General features: G+C 62.5%; 18 protein-coding genes. 6 read left to right on the top strand and 12 right to left on the bottom strand.

Features of this window, described 5'->3' with window-relative positions:
* Window positions 1-13: 13 nt before the first annotated feature.
* The 3 genes from aroA to DM826_RS00535 all read right to left on the bottom strand — a co-directional run bounded on the left by aroA (window position 14) and on the right by DM826_RS00535 (window position 4161).
* Window positions 14-1351 carry a 3-phosphoshikimate 1-carboxyvinyltransferase gene (gene aroA, locus DM826_RS00545; protein ID WP_120100150.1) on the bottom strand — a complete coding sequence of 446 codons (1338 nt, stop codon included), beginning with the start codon at window positions 1349-1351 and terminating at the stop codon, window positions 14-16.
* A gap of 86 nt (window positions 1352-1437) precedes the next feature.
* On the bottom strand, window positions 1438-2940 hold the full coding sequence (locus DM826_RS00540; RefSeq protein WP_120100148.1) for a tubulin/FtsZ family protein: 1503 nt from the start codon (window positions 2938-2940) through the stop codon (window positions 1438-1440).
* A 48-nt stretch (window positions 2941-2988) separates the two neighbouring features.
* Window positions 2989-4161 (bottom strand): tubulin/FtsZ family protein, encoded by a 1173-nt coding sequence (locus tag DM826_RS00535; protein WP_120100146.1) that lies wholly within the window; start codon window positions 4159-4161, stop codon window positions 2989-2991.
* Between the two features lie 233 nt (window positions 4162-4394).
* On the opposite strand from DM826_RS00535, the gene DM826_RS00530 reads away from it, so the two are divergent.
* Window positions 4395-4640, top strand: coding sequence for a YhbY family RNA-binding protein (locus DM826_RS00530; protein ID WP_120100144.1), 246 nt, complete (start codon window positions 4395-4397; stop codon window positions 4638-4640).
* 160 nt (window positions 4641-4800) lie between these two features.
* Window positions 4801-5307 (top strand): hypothetical protein, encoded by a 507-nt coding sequence (locus DM826_RS00525; RefSeq protein WP_120100142.1) that lies wholly within the window; start codon window positions 4801-4803, stop codon window positions 5305-5307.
* A 27-nt stretch (window positions 5308-5334) separates the two neighbouring features.
* Here the strand turns inward: DM826_RS00525 and DM826_RS00520 are convergent, their stop codons facing one another.
* The gene (locus tag DM826_RS00520; RefSeq protein ID WP_120100140.1) at window positions 5335-5514 is read right to left on the bottom strand and encodes a hypothetical protein; all 180 of its coding nucleotides are present in this window, start codon (window positions 5512-5514) and stop codon (window positions 5335-5337) included.
* A 224-nt stretch (window positions 5515-5738) separates the two neighbouring features.
* On the opposite strand from DM826_RS00520, the gene DM826_RS00515 reads away from it, so the two are divergent.
* The 3 genes from DM826_RS00515 to DM826_RS00505 are packed head-to-tail and all read left to right on the top strand — an operon-like array spanning window position 5739 to window position 8383.
* The gene (locus DM826_RS00515) at window positions 5739-7175 is read left to right on the top strand and encodes a cytochrome ubiquinol oxidase subunit I (protein ID WP_120100138.1); all 1437 of its coding nucleotides are present in this window, start codon (window positions 5739-5741) and stop codon (window positions 7173-7175) included.
* The gene (locus DM826_RS00510; protein WP_120100136.1) at window positions 7168-8169 is read left to right on the top strand and encodes a cytochrome d ubiquinol oxidase subunit II; all 1002 of its coding nucleotides are present in this window, start codon (window positions 7168-7170) and stop codon (window positions 8167-8169) included. Before DM826_RS00515 ends, DM826_RS00510 begins: the two co-directional genes overlap by 8 nt.
* A gap of 1 nt (window position 8170) precedes the next feature.
* Entirely contained in the window at window positions 8171-8383 is a 213-nt protein-coding gene (locus DM826_RS00505; RefSeq protein ID WP_205738774.1) for a hypothetical protein, read from the top strand.
* 38 nt (window positions 8384-8421) lie between these two features.
* Here the strand turns inward: DM826_RS00505 and DM826_RS00500 are convergent, their stop codons facing one another.
* The 7 genes from DM826_RS00500 to DM826_RS00470 form a co-directional block, all read right to left on the bottom strand.
* Window positions 8422-8682, bottom strand: coding sequence for an MTH865 family protein (locus DM826_RS00500; protein WP_120100134.1), 261 nt, complete (start codon window positions 8680-8682; stop codon window positions 8422-8424).
* Window positions 8683-8719: 37 nt separating this feature from the next.
* Window positions 8720-8956 (bottom strand): hypothetical protein, encoded by a 237-nt coding sequence (locus DM826_RS00495; RefSeq protein ID WP_120100132.1) that lies wholly within the window; start codon window positions 8954-8956, stop codon window positions 8720-8722.
* 81 nt (window positions 8957-9037) lie between these two features.
* Entirely contained in the window at window positions 9038-10138 is a 1101-nt protein-coding gene (locus DM826_RS00490; RefSeq protein WP_120100130.1) for an ABC transporter permease, read from the bottom strand.
* The gene (locus tag DM826_RS00485) at window positions 10131-12086 is read right to left on the bottom strand and encodes an ABC transporter permease family protein (RefSeq protein WP_233735629.1); all 1956 of its coding nucleotides are present in this window, start codon (window positions 12084-12086) and stop codon (window positions 10131-10133) included. Before DM826_RS00485 ends, DM826_RS00490 begins: the two co-directional genes overlap by 8 nt.
* The gene (locus tag DM826_RS00480; RefSeq protein WP_120100128.1) at window positions 12083-13033 is read right to left on the bottom strand and encodes an ABC transporter ATP-binding protein; all 951 of its coding nucleotides are present in this window, start codon (window positions 13031-13033) and stop codon (window positions 12083-12085) included. The genes DM826_RS00485 and DM826_RS00480 overlap by 4 nt, the downstream gene beginning before the upstream one ends.
* Window positions 13034-13132: 99 nt before the next feature.
* Window positions 13133-13723 (bottom strand): flavin reductase family protein, encoded by a 591-nt coding sequence (locus tag DM826_RS00475; protein ID WP_120100126.1) that lies wholly within the window; start codon window positions 13721-13723, stop codon window positions 13133-13135.
* 2 nt (window positions 13724-13725) lie between these two features.
* Entirely contained in the window at window positions 13726-14046 is a 321-nt protein-coding gene (locus DM826_RS00470) for a cupin domain-containing protein (RefSeq protein WP_120100124.1), read from the bottom strand.
* A gap of 101 nt (window positions 14047-14147) precedes the next feature.
* Here DM826_RS00470 and DM826_RS00465 point away from each other — a divergent pair, with 101 nt between their 5' ends.
* Window positions 14148-14915 carry a DUF429 domain-containing protein gene (locus DM826_RS00465; protein ID WP_233735627.1) on the top strand — a complete coding sequence of 256 codons (768 nt, stop codon included), beginning with the start codon at window positions 14148-14150 and terminating at the stop codon, window positions 14913-14915.
* A 27-nt stretch (window positions 14916-14942) separates the two neighbouring features.
* Here DM826_RS00465 and DM826_RS00460 read toward each other — a convergent pair whose 3' ends face one another.
* Window positions 14943-15722 carry a class I SAM-dependent methyltransferase gene (locus DM826_RS00460; protein WP_120100120.1) on the bottom strand — a complete coding sequence of 260 codons (780 nt, stop codon included), beginning with the start codon at window positions 15720-15722 and terminating at the stop codon, window positions 14943-14945.
* Window positions 15723-15742 lie beyond the last annotated feature (20 nt).

Genomic DNA, 15742 nt, shown 5'->3' with positions numbered 1-15742 from the left:
AAGCATGCGGGGGTTACTCGGTGCGATCGACCCCGGCACCCAGCGACGACAGCACCTCGAAGAAGTCCGGGAACGAGACGGCGACGTGTTCGGCACCGGTGATCGTCGTCGACCCGGCTGCAGCGAGGGCGGCGACCGACAGCGACATGATGACGCGGTGGTCGTGGTACCCCTCCACCGAGGCGCCTTCAAGCGTTGACTCCCCACCGTGGATCGTCAGTGTCGCCTGTTCTTCGGTGACCGCGGCCCCCATCGTCTCAAGTTCCGTGGCCATCGCGCTCACCCGATCGGTCTCCTTGTAGCGAACGTGTTCGCAGTTTTCGATGACGGTATCGCCGTCGGCAACCGCCCCAAGCACGGCGATCGTCGGCAACAGATCCGGGGTGTTGCCCACATCGACAGTCGTCCCCGACAGCGGCGCGGCACCGACTGTGATCGTTCCCGCGTCCCTGTCCCACGTGATGTCGGCACCCATGCGATCGAGCACATCGACGATAGCACTGTCACCCTGCGCACTCGGCTGTGCGCCCTCGACGACAACGGACTCGCCGTCGGCTGCGGCGACCGCACCCGCAGCCAACAGATACGACATCGACGAGAAATCACCGGGGACGTGGTACTCGCCGTTCGCTGGCGCGTACTGCTGGCCGCCTTCGATGACGAAGCCATCTGCGCCGGCCGATCGAACACCATCCGTACCGCTGGTACCGACCGGCTCGGCGGTCACGCCGAAGTCCTCGAGCACTTCCAGCGTGATGTCGACATAGGGAGCTGATTTGAGCTCAGTCGTCAGTTCGAGCTCGATCCCCTCATCGGTGACCGCGCCGGCCATGAGCAACGCCGAGATATACTGTGAGGAGACATCGCCGGGGATTGAGACCGTCCCGCCCGCAAGCGATCCACCGACGACCAGTGGCGCTTGCCCGTTGCTGCGGGTGCTTTCGGCCCGAACGTCCAGCGTCGAGAGTGCGTTCAACAGCGGCCCCTGTGGCCGCGAGCGCAGCGAGTCGTCACCCGTTAGCACCGTCAGTCCGTCACCGAGGGCGGCCGTTGCGGTAACCAGTCGCATCGTCGTTCCGCTGTTAGCACAGTCGATGACATCGTCAGGCACGTAGGGGGTGCCGTCAAAGCCGGTGATCGCTAAGGCGTTACCGTCGCCGACAGGGGTGACATCGCCACCAAAGGCGTTGACCGCCCGCTGGGTCGCCCGCGGGTCAGCACTGTCGAGTGGGTCGTAGACGGTCGCCTCGTCGCTGTAGCCGGCCGCCAAGATCGCTCGGTGGGTGTAGCTCTTCGAGGGTGGTGCACGCGCCGTCCCCGAGACGGTCGACGGCGAGATGTGAGCGTCCATACCGGCGAATACGACCACGGGGGTATCAGCCTACCGGAGCAATATGACGGGTCGGTGGGAGTTCGATGACCGCGGTTTCGCGACGACTACTCGTGTTCGTCGGACGACGTGGCTGCCGCGGTGGTCGCGTCACCATCTTCGGTAGCGGTGTCAGAATCAGCCGATGTGTCAGCCGCGCTGCCGTCGGTCGCATCGCCATCGGGTGTGTCCGTGGCTGTTGATTCATCACTCGCGTCGGCGTCCGGGCTGACGGTGTCGCCGCCGTGTGCATCACCATTCTCCTGTTGTTCCTCAGTTCCGTGGAACTCGAAGGGGTGATCGCTCTCGTCGTCAGGTGCCGCTGTCGACGCATCGGCGGCGACCGCCGTCGCCCCCTCAATTGAGGTCGCCGTGTCGATCACGGCTGTGTCGGCGTCCTGCTCGCGCTGGTAGGCGACCGCCCGCTCCTGTAGCTCGTCGATTCGGGGCACGTCCGTCACATTCGAAAACAGTACCGTGGCGGTGATCTCCGAGGCGTTCGGGAGCGGCTCATCGCCGGCCAATACCTCGACAGTGCCTGTTTCTTCTTCCAGCAGGTAGCGGCCGGTTTCGAACCCTTTTCTGGAGATATCTGATGGTGGCCCCGAAAGGATCACCAGCACCCTATCAGTTGATTCGATATCACAGGGAAGCGTCAGCTTCGAGTTCAGCGCGCTGCGAACGAGTCGCTTGATCGTCGCTGCATCGGTCTGCGTGTCGGGAGTCTCCTCCGCAAGACCCAACAGCTGCATCAGTCGGGCGAGCAGCCCCTCGTCGCTGGTGTCGACCTCGATGCTCGCATGGCCGATCGATGAGAGTCCACCGACGGCCAGCGTGCGCATCACATCGGCCGGATCGATCCGCATCTCCGAGACCGTTGCCGGATCTGATTCCCCGGCCGCAAACAGTGAGAGCATCCGGGTCGCAACCATCTCGTTGATCTCGTCGTACTGCTCGGTAAGTGGTTGGGTGCTCCGTGCCCACGCGTCATTATCGACGGGGAGCACCGCATCAGCCAGCGGGACAAATGTTCGCACCGCTCGCGCGGCTGTGTGTGCGCGCTCATCGGATTCGTCGGCTGCCGGCAACGCGCCGAGCACATACACCGGGATCTCATAGATGCTTTTGAGCTCCTCTAAGAGGACGCTGCCGACGCCACAGCCGGTGCCTCCACCGAAGCCGGCGACGACCATCGCCGCGTCGACCTCGGTGTCGTCAACGAGATCGAGCGCGCGGCGGATCTCCGGAAGTTCGTCATCAGCAACTTCCGCGCCGAGTTCCGGGTCGCCGGCGACGCCTGGTGAGTGGTCTCGGGAGGTCGCGCTGGCGGTGTCGGTATCCGGGCCGTCAGCATCCGGTTCGACGTACTGATTGACCGCCGAATGGGTGTCGCCGATTAGGATCTGTCGCTCTTCGGGGAGGGTGTCTGTCTCACCGAAGGCCTCGGCGGCGGTGTTGAACGCCAGCACATTGCCGTCGGTAAAGTTCCGGCCGGTCTCGACTTCCGCCTGCAGGAGCTTGTCGACCAGCCGGGTGCCCGCGTCACCGACCCCGAACAGCGACAGCTTCATTCACGCCCCTCCCGAGCGAGTCTATCGATCGCTGCCCGCGAGGTGCGGTTAGACGATTGGGTCGAGATCATTGTCATCGTCGGTGATCAGCGACTCGATCTCCTCCTCGCGAACCGCTTCCTGCTGTTGGATCGTGTCTTGGGCGTCAACCGCTTGATCCTGAATCTCCTTGATCCGTGGGGTATCGGTCACGTTCGACAGCAGTACAACCGCCGCGAGCGTATCGGAGTCGGTTCGTGGGTCGTCGCCGGCGAGCACGTCGACCGTTTCGGTCTCCTGTTCGAGCCAATCGCGGGCGGATTCGACACCTTTCCGGGAGATCTCCGATGGCGGCCCCGCAAAGATGATCAGCGCGCGCTCGGCACTGGCCACATCACAGGGAACGGTCAGCCGGGAGTTGACCGCGCGCCGAACGAGGCCTTTGATCTTCGCCGCATCGGTTGACTCCATATTCGAGACCTCTTCCTCACTGAACCGTGAGAGCAGCCCGTCATCGGGGGTATCAACACCGGTCGAGGCGTAGCCGATCGAGGAAACGCCGCCGACCTCCATGGTTCGCATGATGTCACTGGAGTCCATGGCGTTCTCCCCGACCTCGCTTTCGTCAACCTCGCCGGCCGCAAGCAGCGTGACGATGCGGGTCGCCAGCTCACGGTTCATATCCTCATAGCCCTCTTCGATGGTCTGGCCGCGGGATCGCCAGGCGTCATTGTCGAAGGCGATGAAGTTATCGACCTTGTTGACGAACGACTGGAGCGACCGTGCAGCGTTGAGCGCGGGGCGGCCACCCTCGTATTTGCCCGGCAGCATCCCGAGACCGTAGACCGGCTCGTCGTACATCTTTTGAAGCTCCTCAATGACGACCGGGGCGGCTCCGCTGCCCGTCCCGCCGCCGAGTCCGGCAGCGACGAGGATCGCGTCGACCTCGTGGATCTCCACATCGTCGAAGATGCGACGAATGTCGTCGATCTCCGTTTGTGCCACTTCCGCGCCGATAGCGGCGTCGCCGCCGACGCCGTGGCCTTTCGCCTTCTGGTGGGTCTCGCCGATCAACAGCCGTCGATCTTCGGGGACGTGTTCCGGCTTGGCCAGATCCGTCCGTGCGGTGTTGATCACGAGCGTGTGCCGGCAGAGATCCCGCCCGGTCGCCTGCTCGAACTCCACCATCCGGTCGATAACCTTGCTGCCAGCATTCCCAACACCGATCGTTGCGAGTTTCATTGTCGACTCCTCTGAAGTCGACGACGTGGTAGTGAAACCATACGTTAGTGGGATGAATGGACTCTGGGTTTATTAACCTATGTCAGACTCGGCGATATGAGCAGCGCAAAATTCGCCTGTTACCCACCGCCTCAATCGCCCGGCCGTCCGGCTGATCGCGATGTTCACAACGCTTGGGCAGCCGTTCCGGCGATCTAAAGGTTGAAACCCGGTCGACCGATAAATGGCGTATCATGGTTTCAGACGAACTTCGCAAGGAAGCCCATAATCTCGACGTCACGGTCTGGGTCGGCAAACACGGCATCGAGTCAGTGACCGATGAGTTGGCCGATCAGCTACAGAATCGCCGCCTCGTGAAGGTGAAGTTTCTCCGCGCGGCCCGCGGGAGCGATGACACCGAAACGCTGGCAGCCGAGTTGGCCGATTCCGTCGGTGCCGATCTGATCGAAACGCGCGGCAACACTGCCGTCTTGCGCTGAGTGGTGGGTCACCGCGTCGACCCCGACCGAACACCTATCTCTTCATCGACCGTGGTGCCGCTGATCGCAGCCCGAAGAGATTTGTCGCCTTCGCGCGCACTCCCGGCTATGCAGTCGGAACCGTATCAGCCAGCGTCGCCACCACAATGGAGCCAAACAGATGGGTGAGGAACCACCCGCTATTCGTGACGCGCTTGACCAGGCTACTGCGGCCTTCGACGCACCGCCGGAGACATTGTCGTTTCCGCCCACGATCGAGCCAACTGAGACGAAGAACGCAGTTGTCAGCCTTCGGACGGCCTGTCGGCTCCTGACGGCCTGCCGCTCGCTTCGAGAGCCCGGCGGCTATCACGCCAGCGTGATCGAACTCTCGTTTGCCGCGATCGAACACTCTCTTGCGGCCGCCGCTCACAGCCGCGGCGAGACACTCAGAAAAGCAGACTCCGGGCGAGCCACCGCCTTCGCTCGGGCCGGCGACCTCGGGCTCATCAGCGAGACGACAGCCGAACAGCTCAAACAGCTCCACCGCGGCAACCGGAGGCGCACCCGAACACGTGATACCGCAGCCGCCCAGCATGCGACCGCCATGTTCGATCTCGCGGTAGCAGTGCATACCCACGTCGCCGACACAGCAGCCATCTCCCATGAATGTACCTGCGAGGGGTGAGCGGCGCTGTCCCGAGACCGTCGTTTCTCACCCGATATCGTCCCAACGAGAGACGAGCGCGATACCGAAGGTAAACACGATCAGCCCGATCGCTGCCTGTCTGGCCACGGTGCCGATATCCCCGTTGAGCAGTCCGACGACACCGCGAACGAGCAGAACACTGGTGACGAGCACCACGATCAAGAGCACGAGGTGACGGGTCTCCATATTGCTGATACTGGGTGCCGAGCGTATAGTCGTGTCTTTTCTTAACAATAGTGGTGCGGCAGGCTAATCTGAGTTGTATTGTGACAAACACAAAAGTTGAAAACAGCCGTTTTAGGCGATTAAACCAGTGTTTTGCTGATATACGCGCTGAAAAGAGGGACACGTTTAACTAATCGAGTGTCAAAGATGCAATTGTACATCGGAGTTCGACTCCGGGGTCAGTCATCATGGATCCAGTTATCGCCAGTCGGGCCCAGTTCGCCCTTACCACGATGGTGCATATCATCTTCCCCGTGATGAGTATGGGGTTAGCCCCCTTCCTCATTTACTTCACGTGGAAGGATATCCGAACTGGTAAGCCCGTCTACGAACAGTTGCGTCGCTTTTGGACCAAGATCTTCGCCATCTCCTTCGTCGTCGGGACGGTCACCGGCATCGTCCTCGAATTTGAGTTCGGGACGAACTTCGCGGCCTTCTCGACGGCCGCCGGCGAGCTGTTCGGTGGCCCACTCGCCGTCGAGGGGATGATGGCGTTCATGCTGGAGGCGACCTTCCTCGGAATCTTCGTCTTCGGCCGTGACCGCGTCGGCGACAAGCTCTACTTCATCTCCAGTGTCGCCGTCGGCCTCGGCACGTGGCTGTCGGCGGTGTGGATTCTGATCGCCAACTCGTGGATGCAGACGCCACGGGGCTACGAACTCGCTTCTGAGGGTGGCCAGACGGTTGTCCATCTCGTCGATCCGATCGCAGCGTATCTCAACCCCCGCTTCGGCTACATGTATGTGCACATGCAGAACGCCGCCATCGAGTCGGTCGCGCTGTTCATGGCCGGCGTCGCCGCCTACTACGTCTTCCGGCACCACGTCTGGGGATTCGATCACGACAACATCGACTTTTGGGAAACGACGCTGAAGATCGCGCTGATCGCGCTGTTGATCACCGCACCGCTGCAGGCGTTCCACGGCGATATGTACGGCCGTCACGTCGCCGAAACCCAACCCCAGAAGTTCGCCGCGATGGAGGCTGTCTGGGAAACTGACTCCTACGTCCCCGAGTACATCGTTGCCGCGCCAACCAACCTCGATTCGATCACTGATCCACGCGCGAAAGAACTGTTCGGGATCGGGATCCCAGGCGGCGCGTCGTGGCTCGCCAGCGGGGGTGATCCGACAGCCGAAATAACCGGCCTCAACGAGTTCGACACCGAGGCCCCACCGGTGGCGATCGTCTTCTGGGCCTTCCGGGCGATGGTCGGGATGGGCTTTTGGTTCATCCTGCTGTCGTTCTGGGGTGGCTACCGGTGGTACAAAGGCGAGCTCTTCGAGGACGGCCTCCTGCATAAGGCGTTAATGGGGTCGTCGTTGCTCGGGATCGTCGCCGTCGAACTTGGCTGGGTCGTCACGGAGGTGGGTCGCCAGCCCTGGGTGATCCAAGGCGTGATGAAGACCAGCGAGGGTGTCTCCCCCGGGCTCACCGGGCTGGAAGCGACGGCCACTTTCGCTGGCTTTGTCGGCCTCTACTCAGCGTTGCTCATCTTGTATGGCTACGTGGTCGCCCGAATCATCCGCAACGGGCCGCCGGGTGGCGACGACCTGCGGACAAATCGTGAGCCATCACCAACGCCTGAGTCGCCGGCGGTGGGGGTGGCTGACGATGATTAGCGTCGAGGGGCTCACCGCCGGGCCGTTATTTGGCCTCCCGCTGCCGGAGGTCTGGTACGGCCTCATGTTCACCCTGTTAGCGACGTTTTTGTTCCTCGATGGCTTCGACTTCGGGGCCGGCGCGATCTACGGCCTGCTGGATACCGATCGCCAGCGGGAGGCGGTGCTCGCCGCTGTCGGCCCGTTTTGGGACGGCAACGAGGTCTGGCTCGTCGTCTTCGGCGGCGCGCTGTTTGCGGCCTTCCCGGCGGCCTACGCCGGACTCTTCAGCCGGCATTACCTCCTGATGTTTGCCATCCTGGGCGCGCTCATCATCCGCGGGCTGGCCCCCGAGATGTACGAACAGCGACACGACAACCTGTGGCAACGCGCTTGGAGTGTCGCCTTCGTCGCCGGTAGCGTTCTCGCGCCGTTTTTCCTCGGTGTCTTCGCGGGCAACTGGCTCGTCGGCAACGAGGGGTCGATCTCGCTGATCGGCCTCGTTGTTGGTGTGACGCTGACACTACTTACGGTCGTCTCCGGGGCGGCGTTCCTCCGGCTCAAAGCCCAACACGATCTTCCGCCGGTCGTCTCGACCTACGGACAGCTTGCGGTTGTCGGCTACCTGCTGGCGGTCGTTGCCACGCTTGCTGTGTTGGCGATGCGACTCCCCGAGGGGATCACGACGCTGTTGGATCCGCTGATCATCGTCTTGGTTGTCGCCTCTATCGTGTTGGCAGCGGGCTACATCCTCGCGTTGCGGCGGGAGCAAAATCTCATCGCCCTCGGCATCGCGGGCGTGATGACATACGGGTTGATCACCGTCGTCGCCCGGATCATGTACCCGGCGATCGATCCAGCGACCGGCGCGACGATCCGGGAGACCATCGTCTCGACGCTCCCGCTGAATCTGATGACGATCGGTGCCGGACTGCTGTTGCCGCTCGTGGTTGTCTACTTCGCTGTGCTGTACACGGCGTTCAGCGGCCCGATTACTCCGGAGGAGGCCTACTGACGTGGGCGAGGCGGGCTCGTCGACGTTGCTGGCCTCCCGTATTTTTGTGACCTGGATCGAACTCGTCGTCGTAGGATTCGGCGGGACAGCCCTCGCTGGGATTGTCTCTGGGCCCCCAGAGCTACTACTGTATTTTGCGACGACGCTGGTGACCGTCGCTGTGCTCCTGTACAATATCGATCAACTGATTCAGCAACGACTCGGGGAACAGTAACGTCGGTTCCGGCGACAGGGACTCGTTGGGACGCGTTGTTATCCAAACACGCCCTTGGCGCGGAGCCCGGTCATAAGATCCTCGACCAGCGGCTCGACACTGTCGTAGGGATACTCCTGATAGTCGGCGTACTCCATCCCGAGTTCCATCGCGCCGATCGTCACATCGCCAGCCTCGAAGGTTGTTGCCGCGCCGTCCGGCAACACCGGAATCAACTCGAAGGGGTCGGTTACCGGATACTCGGCGGCTCCAAAGACCTCGATGAGTTGCTGACGAATTTCCGCCTCAGGTGTCGTCATCGATCCGACCGTGGTGGTGCAGGGGTTGTCATTCCTGTTAGTCCGGGGTAATCGGCGATCCCTCATCGAACCAGCCGCGTTCGCGGAGGCCAACGCCCAGTAGGACGAGCGCGTTCGGCAGGAACAACAGCGCGCCGAGGGCCATTACCGTATCTTCCGTTCGCAGCCCGTAGGTAACTGCCGCTCCTGCGATGAGGAACCCACTCACCGCAAGCAGGTACATTCGATATTCCATCAGCAACGCGAACGGGCGAAGCAGTACGTCACGATCCATGTGCGGGGATACAACCCACATCCACTAATAGAATCGGTTGTCGAAACCCACCTCGCACCCGACCGTACGACGTGGGTTCGCTCACAGCGTGTTCGGGTTGATCCGCGTCGCTAGCCGGCGGACAGCACCGACGGCCGCAACACCAACCACTCCATAGATAAGAACGGCCAGCCGTGTCGACAGCGTCGCGCTGTCGATCGCCAGCCGTGCCGCGGTGTTGGCTGGCCCACCGGGCAACAGCGTCGCCCCGGCGAAAAACAGCAACACCGCAACCGAAAACAGCAGTTGTGCGGATCGCCGGTCGGGAGCTAACAGCGAGACGGCCACCGACAGCGCGACAACGATCGCTGTCACCGCTGTTACAAGCGTGGCCAGCCAGCCAGCGTTGGCGACGGCGACACCATTCAGCGAAAGCAGCCCCAGCCACGCAACCGCTTGCAGGGGAGCGATAGCGATCATCGCCGCCGACTTGCCGTCGACGATATCGACCATCGTTACCGGCGCGACACGCAACAGTTCAAGGGTACCCTGCTCGCTTTCGGCGGTCAGCGAGTCGACGGTGATCGAACCGCTGATAAACACCGGGAGGAACACCAACAGCGGCAGTAGGATCGTGTAGGTGAAATCGTAGTAGGGGTTGCCGCCGGTGTCAGGCGGCAGCGGCAAGGGTGGATTCGACAGCGAGGCAGCGCGTTCGGTGCGAAGGTTTCGCTCAAGGGCGCGCAAGGCTTCTTGGCCCTCCGAGACGACTAATGTGGTCTCAATGCTGCCCTCCGGGGCGGTCATCACCACCTCGATACGGCCGTCGCTGCGGGTCGTCTGAAACACCGCGTTCACCGCGCCATCCTGGAAGTCGGCGTAAGCCTCGCTGGTCGTCGCATACCGCGTGCCCTCGATGGCTGGTCGCTCTTCGATCGCCTCCAACATCTCGTTGGTAGCCTCGCCGGTGACGGCGGCGTCGATCTGATAGCCATCAACGCTGCCGGGGTCGTACAACGAGACAAGGCCGACAACGAGAAAGCCCGAGAACGCGGCGACAAACAGTTGGATGACGACCGCGAGGATGATCGTCTTCTCGCGGCCCAACACCCGCAGCTCGCGGCCGGCGATCGTCAGTCGTGGGTCGCTTACGCGGTCGGCAACAGCGTGCCACCGAGCGCGCAGCCATTCTCGATCACCCATAGAGGGTCACCACCCCGAAGTTGTACGCCGCGTGAATCGCCGTTGCGGCGACCAGCGACACCAGATACCACCGTAGATTCTTCCGCGCGCCGAGGGCGGCGACACCGGCGGTCACCGTATGCAACACCAGTGGGCCAGCCAACAACAGCAGCGATGTCGAGGGCGTAATGCCGATGCCGGCGGGCTGCAGGGCGGCTTCGCCGAGTTGGAGATTCGGGAGGCCGACCAACTGTGCAACGGCGGTGAACTTCTCGGCGACGAAGAAGCCGATCCCGGAGGCGATCCCCAACAGCAGTGCGGTTCGCACCGATCGATCGAACCGATCACTCTCAAAGCCGGCAAACACGTGAACGCTTTTCGCAACCTCCTCGACGGCGGCGATCACCACGAGCATCAACGGGATCGACACCTCGATCGGCAACACGAACAAGACGGCGATCGCCAACAGCTCAGCAATAAAGACAAACGGCAAAAACAGCGCGGTCAGCACGCCAACCGATCGAATCCCACTCAATCGCGCATCAAGCGCGTCGAGGAACTTCAGCGGTACCGGTTTTTGTGAAAACATATCCTCCTCTCGGTAGACGCCGGTTCCGAGCAGGAACAACACGCCAGCACTCGTATAGAACGGGCCGGTCGAAAACAGGTAGCTCCCGAGGGTGACGGCCTCACCCTGTAGCTCCATGACCACAAGCGTCAGCGGCGAGATCAACGCGATCGGCGTCACGTTTGTGAAGATCGAGGGGATGAACACATAGCTCGTGAGGAAGACGGTGATCGTGATCGTCACAAACGTGAGTTCCTTGAACGATCGAGCGAACATCGCGCCGAGGAACGTCGCCGCCAAGAAGGTCATCGCGATCGGGACGACCGCCGCCACCGACAGCAGGCTCCCGCCGATCGCCGCGGCGATGACCGCTGTGACAGCGACGGCGATAGCCGCGTACGGCAGGGTTTTGCCGGCGACGATGTCCAGCCGCTCGACGGGTGCGACCAACAAAAGCTCCCCCCGACGACTGATTCGCTCGTTGAGGATGCTGCTCCCGTAGGATTGAATAACGAAGTTCATCGGCACGAGGAACAGAAACGCCAGTAGCAGCGAGCCAAAGGGGAAGGGTGGCTGGATCTCAGCCGGCGAGCCGCTGGTGCCGCCGCCGAACAGCGCGCGATCGAGCAGCGAGCCGCCACCACCGTCGGCAACGGGCGGCGCGTCACCCTCGGTGCGATCGGTGCCTGTCGTGTTGTCACCGCCTCCATCGGCTGTTCCACCATCGGCGTCGCTGATCGTTCCATTGGTGTCGGTGTCGTTGGCGTCAGTGTCGGTTCCATCACCGCCGTCAGCATCGTCTGCGGATGTATCATCACCGGTGAGGTTACCTGCGTTCGTTGGGGCGGCCGGGCCGAGCGTCGATTGTGGAATGTACTGTAGCTCGACGATAACCGGATAGGCGGCGGTTCGATTCGGTTCCAGTGCCATCGCTCGGTCGTTGTAGGACTGCACCGCCGAGCGGAACGCGGTGAGTGCGGCATCACCTTTCTCACCGTCGGCCGGCTCAACGAGGAGCGTTGGCGAGCGCGGGCCGGGGCCAGCGGCTGGTTGTCGAACCCCGCCGATCAGGAGGTCGATCTCGCCGGTTGCCAACGCAGTTCGATCCGGCGGGCGGGCGGTCAGGCTGGCGTGGTCGTCGATCACCGCGTTGTAAGGGCTGTTGTCGGCGACACCGACCCGGTAGATGTCAGTGTTCGGCGACGGTGAGGCGACGCCGAGGGCGACAGCCGAGGTGCCGACGCTGGCAACGACGACAACGAGGACGGCGATCACGGCGAGGGTACGGCGGTTGTAACTGCTCGTCGACTGGCCGAGTTCCCAGCGGGCGATCCGGGCGACCCGGCGGAGTCGACGCCCGGCGGTCGTGAGCCGTGTTCGCAGGCGATCGACCCGCGTCACGGCGCGTCCTCCACCTCGTGTTGGTCAGTCGTGGGCTCGCTGGCTGGCTCGGTGTCCCTGGCTGTGCGTGGACTCGGCATCTGTTGGCCGGTCAGCTCCAAAAAGATCGATTCTAGGCTTGGCTCGTCGGTGCGAATATCGGTGACGCTGCCACCTGCGTCCGTCGCGGCGGCTTGGATCGCTTCGACCTCGGCCATCGTTTCGACGACCGCCCGGTGACGACCGTCAGCGGTTGGGTCGGTGCCGTCGAGTGCGGTGTCGCTGTAGACGTGGTAGGTCGTTTCGCCGTACTGTTCGCGGATGTCAGCGACCGAGCCGCGGGCGATAATCCGACCCTCGTTCATGATCACGACGCGGTCACAGACGCTTTCGACGTGGTAGAGATTGTGCGCGCTGAAGATGACCGTCTTGTCGTCCTCGCGGAGTTCTTCGGTGAACTCCAACACCGAGTTTGTCGTCAACGGGTCGAGCCCGCTGGCGGGTTCATCGTAGATGAGCACGTCGGGATCGTTGACCAACGAGCGGGCGATGGCGACCTTGCGTTTCATCCCCTTCGAAACATCGCCCAGTCGGCGGTCACGGTAGTCAAGATCCAGCCGATCGAGTGTCGACTCAATGCGTTCGCTTGCTACCTCGCGGGGCACGTCGTAGAGATCAGCAAAAAATCGGAGATACGATCGCGCCGTCATATCCTCATACAGCGGCGATTCCTCCGGCAGAAAGCCGAGTTGGTGTCGCATTTCGGGGTCGCCGGCGTCGTAGCCCGCGACGGTTGCCGTCCCGCTGGTTGGTTCGATCAGCCCAGCCAGCATCTTCAGCGTCGTCGTCTTGCCCGCGCCGTTCGGGCCGACGACGCCGAAGATCTCCCCGCGGTCGATCTCGAACTCGCTGCCAACGACGGCAGCGAAATCGCCGTAGGTCTTCCGCAGCCCCGACACCTCGATCATACCTCTTGTGCCACCGCAGCGTACAAAAACACACGGCCTTGGCTATCAGTGCTAATAGCCAGCAGGCACGAGTTGTCGAGGCCCGCCGAACTCCTGCAACTACGGCGGTCGCTCTAATTCAAACCGATCTCGTGTCGAGGCGTAGTAGTTGCCAGCGAGCCGGCCGACTGTATCGAGTGCGTCGATATCGATTTTCTCGTCGGTAAGAACCGCCTCGTCGACATGGGCGTGAACAACCTCACCGAGGATCAGCACGCTGTCGCCGACCTCAATCCAGTCGTAGAGTTCACATTCGAGGGCGACGCTCGCGGCTGCGACGCGCGGCGGGTCGACAACGACTGACTCGGCGCGGTCGATATCGACGTGGTCGAACTCGCTTTCGTCGGCCGGGAGTGTCGCACTCGTGGCATTCATTACCTCGACGATGTCGTGCGTGACTGTGTTGAGAACGAACTCCTCGGTGTCAGCGACGTTCTGTGGCGTGTGTTTGAGGTCATCGCGGCCGACCGGCGCGAACATGACGACCGGCGGGTCGACGGCGACGACGTTACAGAAGCTGTAGGGTGCGAGATTGTCGACGCCGTCGGTACTGGTCGTCGAGATCCAGCCGATCGGCCGCGGCGTGATCGCCGTCGACAACAATCTGTAGGGCGATCCGAAGGCGTCGGGCGCGCCATCACGCGTCGCCATCGCTACGGCGCGCCAGCGATAACAAACTGGCTGGGCGCGTCGCCGGTGTGGATCTGCCGGTCGCTGTCGGCGGCAACGCGGATCGCCTCGCCAGCCGCTAGTGGAATATCGTCGCCGTCGATGGTGATCGTCGCTGTACCCTCGACAAGGATGTACACTTCCTCCTGTTGCTCGTCGGCATGATTGTGCGGCTTGCCGCTCCAGTTCGGCTCACAATCGAGCACGGAGATCCCAAGCTGGTCGCAGTCCAGCGGCTCACGCAGGAAGTGGAGGCCACCACCGACCGGCTCGACATCCGCATAGTCGACTTTGGTGTAGGACATCGCCCCGATCTTCGTCGCTGACGGGAAAGTACTCTTCGGCGGGTGGCAGACGATCGTTCCCAACCGGTATCCCCTTGCGTTCGGGGCCGGTAACACGCTGTGTGACTGGATCTGTGGTCGGTGTCGATGGCTGTGCCGGCGGTTGGATTGCAGTGTGGACAACCGGTGGCGACGAAACCCTCCACAGCGGACGATATGAGTCGATTGAAGCCGTTGTCGACGACCACGCTGCTGCTGACACGTTCCTTATCGACATGCCGATCGGGCTTCCCGACAGCGAGCCACGAGCCTGCGACAGCGTGGCCCGACAGCGACTTGGGGCACGCAGTAGTTCGGTGTTTCCCGTTCCGTGTCGGGCGGTTGTCGACTACGTGCAACGCGAGGGCGACGCGGCTGAGTACGACCACGCGAACACGCTGCAGCGCGAGCGGCTTGGCTCTGGGCTCTCCAAGCAGGCGTGGAATATCACCCCAAAGATTGCCGCGGTGGATACGGTGCTCCGCGAGGCGCACCCCACCCCCGACATTCGCGAAAGCCACCCCGAATGCTGTTTCGCCGCACTCAACGATTGGTACCCGATCGCCCAGCCAAAATCGACAGCGAGCGGACGGGCCGCGCGGTTCGGCGTCCTTGATTCCGAACTCGATGGCTGGCGCGACTGTTATGAGACCGCCCTTGACGAGCACTACCGCAAACATCTCGCCCGCGACGACATCATCGACGCGCTGGTGTTGGTTGCCGCCGGCCAGCACGCGCTCACATCGATTCCGGGCAAGCCACCGACCGATGAGGCTGGATTGCCGATGGAGATCGTTGTTCCTGATGTCGATCCATCGTGGCACCAGCATCTCTCGGTCGCCGAGCAGTGATAGTGGCGCAGCACGGCCGACTGTCCCTTACTCTCTAACAGCAATGAATCGAAGTCGCCGATAGTCGGCGATCCACGATCCATCATGGAACAGGTCATCCCGAAGCGTGGCCTCGATATCCGTGAGAACAGCGTCCTGCTCCGCCGGAGAGAGTGGCCCAAAGAAGTGATCGCCGAAGGTACCCAGCCACTCTCGAAGCCCCCTTTCACCGTGTTCCAGCGTCGTTGGCCGGTCAAAGAGTTCCGCCCTCCGCACCTCGAAGCCGTGTGTTTCGAGCCGGCTGGCGTACTCGCCGACGCTCGGGAAATACCATGGATGTGTGATCTCGTAGCCACGGTCAGCAAGAGCGGCTTCGACGGCGTTTGTAATCGCTGCAACGTTGCCGACACCGCCGCACTCAGCGACGAATCGACCGGTTGGCGCTAACGTGTCGGCGATGGTTTGGAGTAGCGTGTCCTGATCGGTCTCCGGAATCCAGTGGAGTGCTGCATTCGAGAACACCGCGTCAAACGTCCGGTCGGGCGCGTAGGTTCGGGCGTCAGCATGCACAAATTCGCAATCTGGGTACTGCGCGCGGGCCTCGGCGATCATCGACTCGGCGGCGTCGACGCCGACGGCGGTCGCCCCACGCTCACGGATCGCGTCGGTCAAGTGTCCCGTCCCGCATCCGACATCAAGCACGCGCTCAGTAGGTTTTGGATCAAGCACGTCAACCAGGTCGCTCGCGGCGTCGTGGACGAACTCACAGGTGGCATCGTATTTGCGACCGTCCCATTTGTTGGTCACTGTCGATTCCGAGTCAGTCATTCATCACATCATTGTCGACA

Origin of the sequence: Halonotius aquaticus (genome assembly GCF_003605575.1) — an archaeon.
In the GTDB taxonomy this organism is placed as follows: domain Archaea; phylum Halobacteriota; class Halobacteria; order Halobacteriales; family Haloferacaceae; genus Halonotius; species Halonotius aquaticus.
The sequence above is the reverse complement of the archived record's forward strand: the minus strand, read 5'-3'. Positions and strand labels throughout refer to the sequence as shown.

Coding starts and splice junctions, on each gene's coding strand:
- aroA (WP_120100150.1), bottom strand. CDS start 1,351: ATGGACGCTCACATCTCGCCGTCGACCGTCTCGGGGACGGCGCGTGCA.
- DM826_RS00540 (WP_120100148.1), bottom strand. CDS start 2,940: ATGAAGCTGTCGCTGTTCGGGGTCGGTGACGCGGGCACCCGGCTGGTC.
- DM826_RS00535 (WP_120100146.1), bottom strand. CDS start 4,161: ATGAAACTCGCAACGATCGGTGTTGGGAATGCTGGCAGCAAGGTTATC.
- DM826_RS00530 (WP_120100144.1), top strand. CDS start 4,395: ATGGTTTCAGACGAACTTCGCAAGGAAGCCCATAATCTCGACGTCACG.
- DM826_RS00525 (WP_120100142.1), top strand. CDS start 4,801: ATGGGTGAGGAACCACCCGCTATTCGTGACGCGCTTGACCAGGCTACT.
- DM826_RS00520 (WP_120100140.1), bottom strand. CDS start 5,514: ATGGAGACCCGTCACCTCGTGCTCTTGATCGTGGTGCTCGTCACCAGT.
- DM826_RS00510 (WP_120100136.1), top strand. CDS start 7,168: ATGATTAGCGTCGAGGGGCTCACCGCCGGGCCGTTATTTGGCCTCCCG.
- DM826_RS00500 (WP_120100134.1), bottom strand. CDS start 8,682: ATGACGACACCTGAGGCGGAAATTCGTCAGCAACTCATCGAGGTCTTT.
- DM826_RS00495 (WP_120100132.1), bottom strand. CDS start 8,956: ATGGATCGTGACGTACTGCTTCGCCCGTTCGCGTTGCTGATGGAATAT.
- DM826_RS00490 (WP_120100130.1), bottom strand. CDS start 10,138: ATGGGTGATCGAGAATGGCTGCGCGCTCGGTGGCACGCTGTTGCCGAC.
- DM826_RS00480 (WP_120100128.1), bottom strand. CDS start 13,033: ATGATCGAGGTGTCGGGGCTGCGGAAGACCTACGGCGATTTCGCTGCC.
- DM826_RS00475 (WP_120100126.1), bottom strand. CDS start 13,723: ATGGCGACGCGTGATGGCGCGCCCGACGCCTTCGGATCGCCCTACAGA.
- DM826_RS00470 (WP_120100124.1), bottom strand. CDS start 14,046: ATGTCCTACACCAAAGTCGACTATGCGGATGTCGAGCCGGTCGGTGGT.
- DM826_RS00460 (WP_120100120.1), bottom strand. CDS start 15,722: ATGACTGACTCGGAATCGACAGTGACCAACAAATGGGACGGTCGCAAA.